3 pseudogenes are annotated in these 3586 nt (G+C 57.0%); all 3 read right to left on the bottom strand.

The annotated features are described in order from the left end of the window. Positions 1–140 precede the first annotated feature (140 nt). A pseudogene (gene fdhF, locus ACIQ0R_RS11930) lies at positions 141–3005 on the bottom strand (formate dehydrogenase subunit alpha). A gap of 63 nt (positions 3006–3068) precedes the next feature. Continuing rightward, positions 3069–3275 (bottom strand): annotated as a pseudogene (locus ACIQ0R_RS11925) (NADH-ubiquinone oxidoreductase-F iron-sulfur binding region domain-containing protein); the annotation flags it as partial. Further along, positions 3266–3586 (bottom strand): annotated as a pseudogene (locus tag ACIQ0R_RS11920) (MFS transporter); the annotation flags it as partial. The pseudogenes ACIQ0R_RS11925 and ACIQ0R_RS11920, both read right to left, overlap by 10 nt.

Below are 3586 nucleotides of genomic sequence, written 5' to 3'. Positions count from 1 at the left end.
AAAAAGGAGTGCTTCAACACCAACTGTTTGATAGACTTATCCACAGCTGCTAACTCAAAACGCAGCGACCAGCCCTGGGTCACATTTCGATCAGCAGGCTGGGTCAAGATTCAATTAGCGCCAACAACTACTTTGCCCCATCACTTGGCGCTGGCCTCCGCCACCACACCGGACTGTCCCTGAAGTAGCTTCAACTGCTGCTCGGTGAAGCGGCTGAATTGCTTCTGCCACACCGATGGCTGACTAACCGGCAGCACCTGCACCGCCGTCACCTTATACTCGGGACAGTTGGTGGCCCAGTCGGAATTATCGGTGGTGATCACATTGGCGCCCGACTCCGGAAAATGGAAGGTAGTGTAAACCACTCCGGGCTGTACCCGCTCGGTCACTGTCGCGCGCAGCACAGTCTGGCCCGCGCGCGACGCAATCCCGACCCAATCGTCATTCTTGATGCCACGATCTTCGGCATCATGCGGATGAATCTCCAACCGATCCTCGCTATGCCATTGCACATTGTCAGTGCGGCGGGTCTGGGCGCCGACGTTGTATTGCGAAAGGATGCGGCCGGTGGTCAGAATCAATGGGAATGTCGGCGTGACCTTTTCATCGGTAGCGAAATACTGGGTATTGATGAACTTGCCCTTGCCGCGCACGAACCGGTTGATATGCATGATCGGCGCGCCTTCCGGCGCGGCGTCATTACACGGCCACTACAAACTGCCGGCCTGCTCCAGCTTGACATAGCTGACTCCATGGAAAGTCGGCGTCAGCGCGGCGATCTCATCCATGATCTGCGACGGATGCGTGTAATTCATGGGATACCCGAGTGCATTCGACAATGCCACCGTAACTTCCCAATCGGCCTTGCCGGCCTTGGCCGGCATCACCTTGCGCACGCGCGAGATGCGGCGTTCGGCATTGGTGAAGGTGCCGTCTTTTTCCAGGAACGACGAGCCCGGCAAGAAAACATGCGCATATTTGGCGGTCTCGTTGAGAAACAGATCCTGCACCACAAGACATTCCATCGCTGCCAGCGCAGCGGTCACATGCTGCGTGTTTGGGTCCGACTGAACGATATCTTCGCCTTCGCAATACAGGCCCATGAAACTGCCATCGAGCGCCGCATCGAACATATTGGGAATCCGCAAGCCCGGCTCGGGGCTCAAGCTAACGCCCCAACATTGTTCAAATTCGCCACGCACGGTGCTGTCCGACACATGCCGGTATCCCGGCAGCTCGTGTGGGAATGAACCCATGTCGCAAGAGCCCTGCACATTGTTTTGGCCGCGCAACGGATTGACACCGACGCCCTCGCGACCGACATTACCGGTTGCCATGGCCAGATTAGCGATACCGATCACCATCGTCGAACCCTGCGCATGTTCAGTCACGCCGAGGCCGTAATAAATCGCGCCGTTGGCGGCACTTGCATACAGACGTGCGGCACCCCGCAGTTCAGCCGCAGAGACGCCGGTGATCTCGGCCATTCTTTCGGGCGAATTGTCAGGCCGAAGCACAAACTCTTTCCAGTCGGCGTAGGATTTCTGATCGCAACGCTCGATAACAAAATCCTCCTTTTGCAAACCTTCCGATACGATGACATGCGCCAGTGCGGTGATCAGCGCAACGTTGGTTCCTGGACGAAGTTTCAAATGATAATCGGCCTGCACATGCGGCGACTTCACCATCTCGGTGCTACGCGGATCGACCACGATCAGCTTGGCGCCCTGACGCAGACGGCGCTTCATTTGCGAAGCGAGCACCGGATGCGCAGCGGCCGGATTGGCGCCGATGATCATGATCACATCGGATTGCATCACCGAATCAAAAGTCTGTGTACCAGCCGATTCGCCCAAGGTTTGCTTTAATCCATAACCGGTCGGCGAATGGCAGACGCGGGCGCAGGTATCGACGTTGTTGTTGCCGAAAGCTGCACGCACCAGCTTTTGTACCAGATAGGTTTCTTCATTGGTGCAGCGCGAGGAGGTAATTCCGCCAATCGAGTCCTTGCCATGCGTGGCCTGGATGCGGCGAAATTCACTTGCCGCATAAGTCAGTGCCTCATCCCACGACACTTCACGCCACGGATCGGTAATTTTGCTGCGAATCATCGGCTTGGTGATGCGCTCCTTGTGCGTCGCATAGCCCCAGGCAAAACGGCCCTTGACACAAGAATGACCGTGGTTAGCCTGGCCATCCTTGTGCGGCACCATGCGCACTACGTCATTACCCTTCATCTCGACCTTAAACGAACAGCCGACGCCGCAATAGGCGCAGGTAGTGATCTTGCTGTGCTCAGGCTGACCCAGCATGATGACGGTTTTTTCGGTCAGCGTCGCAGTCGGGCAGGCTTGTACGCAAGCACCGCAGGAGACGCACTCGGACTCCATGAAACTGTCCATCTGCCCGGCCGCTACGCGCGATTCAAAGCCGCGGCCATCGATGGTCAGAGCGAAGGTGCCCTGGGTTTCTTCGCAGGCGCGCACGCAACGATTGCAGACGATGCATTTCGACGGGTCGTAGGTGAAGTAAGGATTCGATTCATCCTTCTGCATTTTCAGGTGGTTATCGCCCTCGTAGCCGTAGCGCACCTCGCGCAGGCCGGTAACACCGGCCATATCCTGTAGTTCGCAATTGCCATTGGTCGGGCAAGTCAGGCAATCGAGCGGGTGATCGGAGATATACAGTTCCATCGCGCCACGGCGGATATCGGCCAGTTTAGGCGTCTGCGTGCGCACCTTCATGCCCGGTTCGCATGGCGTGGTGCAGGAGGCTGGATAGCCCTTTTTACCGTCAATCTCCACCAGACACAGGCGGCACGAGCCGAACGGTTCGAGACTGTCGGTGGCACATAGTTTGGGCACGTTGATCCCGGCTTGCGCCGCTGCGCGCATTACCGATGTACCGGCAGCGACTTCAAGCTGCACGCCATCAATCTCAAGCATGATCATTTTTTCGGACTGCTTGGCGGGGGTGCCGTAATCGAGTTCGTTAAGCTGGTTCATCACATACTCCTGGTTCCGATGGAACGTGGGTTAGCTGCGTTGCTTGCTTCCTCAGATGCGATATCAGGCGGCCCGATCAGCCGCGCCTGCGCCAAAATCTTCCGGAAAATGATCGAGTGCCGACAACACCGGCAACGGTGTCATGCTGCCCATGGCGCATAAGGAGCCATTGATCATGGTGTCGCACAGATCGCGTAACAAATGAATCTGCTGCACCTGAACCTGCGGCGCCTGGCTCGCATCGATCTTATCGATTACTTCGACACCACGAAGCCGGCTTTGCGCGGGCCAACGTGTTCCAGCCAGCCGCCCCAGATGGCAGCAGAAGTGCCCAACAACACAAAAAACATGGTGTAGATCCAGCCGAGCATGGAAATCTTCCAGTCGCAGGTGCTGGAGAATATTTCAGCAAAGAAACCTATATCCTTGGCGCAGACGACCGATTCCTTGATCCCGATAGCTTTCGATAATGGCAGCCAGAACACCGAAAAGCCGTAGGCCATGCCAATACACAAGTGGATTGCCAGCGCCGCCGGCGGCACCAGCCAGCGGTTAAAGCCCGGCCCCGCAATGGTTCGCTC

It is taken from the genome of Collimonas sp. (assembly GCF_044339385.1).
Lineage (GTDB): Bacteria > Pseudomonadota > Gammaproteobacteria > Burkholderiales > Burkholderiaceae_D > Collimonas.
The sequence above is the reverse complement of the archived record's forward strand: the minus strand, read 5'-3'. Positions and strand labels throughout refer to the sequence as shown.